The sequence below is a fragment of the Alistipes sp. CAG:268 genome, from assembly GCA_000434235.1.
In the GTDB taxonomy this organism is placed as follows: domain Bacteria; phylum Bacteroidota; class Bacteroidia; order Bacteroidales; family Rikenellaceae; genus Alistipes; species Alistipes avistercoris.
On sequence record FR892017.1, the window covers coordinates 1 to 2,277 of the forward strand.

Consider the following 2,277-nt stretch of genomic DNA (forward strand, 5'->3'; position numbering starts at 1 on the left):
AGCCGCCGGACAACATGTGTTGTCCGGCGGCTCGTTCGTTATTTGCCCCCTTTGTCTTCGGCGCCCGCAGCCTCTTCGTTGCGGCGGCGTTGTTCGCGCCGGATGGCCTGGTGGATTCCGATGCAGGCCAGCCCTCCGTATGCGACGGTGAGGATCACCAGCCACTTGATCTCGGCAAAGACCTCCTGAAGCGAAGCACCCATGGTCTGTATGCGGATGAAACCATTCACGCCGTGGCTGCTCGGCAGCAGCTTGCCCAGGTTGTAGAGCCATTCGGGGATACCCTCGCGGGGATACGAGACACCGCTGAGCATCAGTACCGGGATCGAGGTCCAGAGCAGCAGCATGAGCGAGTTCTCGCGGTAGCGGAACAGCGTCGATACGGCGATGCCCATGGCGATGCAGGCCACAACGTAGAGTGCCGTGAAGAGCGCCACGGCAACCGGTGCGCCGTTCATCGGGAAGTGGAACATCCGGTAGTGGAGCGTAAGGATGTAGGTACAGGTCAGGGCGTAGATCACGGCGTAGACCAGCCCGCGGCCGAGTACGATCGGCAGCGACGACATGCGCCGCCGTCCCTCGGGGCAGAGCTTGTAGTAGAGTCCGTGTTCGCGCCACGTTCCGCCGATCATGCCGATGCCGATGAGCATCGTCTGCTGGATGATGACCATGATGATGGCCGGCATGACGAATGTCCCGTAACCCAGATAGGGGTTGAACAGGTTGTGCGATTCATAGATGACCGGCTGCGTCACGGCCTGTGCCTGCGGGATGTTGGCCCCCTTGGCGATGAGCCGCTGGAACTCGACCATGGCTCCTGTCCGCCCGATGGAGGTCACCAACTCCTGGAATACCTGGCGGTACATCAGGAAGTAGCTGGCGTCGCAGTAGATGGCCACGTTGGCCTGCTCGCCTCCGTAGAGTTTTCGGTCGTAGTCGGAGGGGATGTAGACCACGCCGTAGATCTTGCGGCCGAAGAAGAGCTCCTTGGCCTCCTCCATCGAGGTCGGCTCGTAGGCGACATAGGTGTTCGGACCGGAGTTGAAGGTCTCGATCAGCGCCCGGCTCGTCGGGGTGCGGCACTCGTCGATCACGCCGATCGGGACGTTGCGCAGCACCTGCGAGCCGTAGGCCAGCGAATAGGCCGTAGCGTAGATCAGGATCGCGAAGATCAGGATCAGCATGACGCCGCCGTCGGTGAAGATGGTCCGGAATTCGTTCCTTACGACCGAACGGAACTGGATCCAGTAGGATCCCAACTGTCGTGTCAATCGGTTCATGTCAGCTCCTCCCCCAGAATTTTTCCTCGGTGCAGACGCGCCTCAGGCGCGGCAGACACAGCAGCGGTAAGACGACGAAAAGCAGCAGCCACCCCAGGTCGGGCAGCGAGTAGATGACCGGTGCGCCGCGCAGCATCTGATCGACGAAGATGTCGGTGTAGAACGTGAACGGGAAGATGCGGCTCACCCACTGCATGGGCTCCCACATGGCCATGATCGGGAACGTGAGGCCCGAGAAGGTGAAGGCAAGCACCGAGTAGCCTCCGCCGATCGAGAGCGAGAGGCGCAGGTTGGCCAGGAGCGAGACGATCAGCGTGGCGATCGTCTGGTAGCTGAGGATGAAGAGCAGCGTGCCGGTCAGGATGACGGCCAGGCTGCCGTTGAGCGGCGTCCCGACGATCTTGAAGATGATGACCAGCATCACCAGCGAGACAAGGAACAGCATCGTCGTGATCGGGGCGAGTTTCCCGACGAGGGCCGCTGCGGGCGAATCCCCCGCCGTGCGGAGCCACTCGCGCGCCGTGCCGTTCTTGAGTTCGGTGCCGATCGCGAAGACCGTGATCATCACCGTGAAGATCATGAGCATCATCGGCAGAAAACTCGGCGAGAGATAGTACCCGTAGTTGATGTGGGGGTTGAACAGCACGTGGCGGTCGAAGCGGACGGGCATCAGTTGCGCCATGGCCTGCCGTTCGGTGAGCCCCTGTTTCATGAGGATCTGCAACTGCACCCCGGCGGTGAAGGTCGTCACGGCGGTCTGGATGTCCTTCGAGAGCAGTCCGTTCACCGTGATGTTCGTGCCCGAGACATAGTTTTCGATGTGGGCCTGGCTGTTGCTCAGGATCTGCTTCTCGAAGAAGGCCGGGATCTGGACGACGGCCATCACCTTGCCTTCGCGGATGAGCCGTTCGCCCTCCTCCATCGACTGCACGCCGTAGGAGACGAGCGCCGTCGGCGTGTCGTCGATCATCTGCACCACCTTGCGCGAGAGCGTCGT

2 protein-coding genes are annotated in these 2,277 nt (G+C 61.7%); both read right to left on the minus strand.

Going from position 1 to position 2,277, the window contains the following annotated elements; translation table 11 throughout:
* Positions 1 to 38: 38 nt before the first annotated feature.
* Positions 39 to 1,280, minus strand: a complete 1,242-nt coding sequence (locus QZL63_RS09460; RefSeq protein WP_290586728.1) for an ABC transporter permease — start codon at positions 1,278 to 1,280, stop codon at positions 39 to 41.
* A 1-nt stretch (position 1,281) separates the two neighbouring features.
* A partial coding sequence (locus QZL63_RS09465) for an ABC transporter permease (protein WP_290586731.1) occupies positions 1,282 to 2,277 on the minus strand: 996 nt, incomplete at its 5' end.

Excerpts from the sequence above, each read along its gene's own strand:
- QZL63_RS09460 (WP_290586728.1), bottom strand. The coding sequence starts at position 1,280 with ATGAACCGATTGACACGACAGTTGGGATCCTACTGGATCCAGTTCCGT.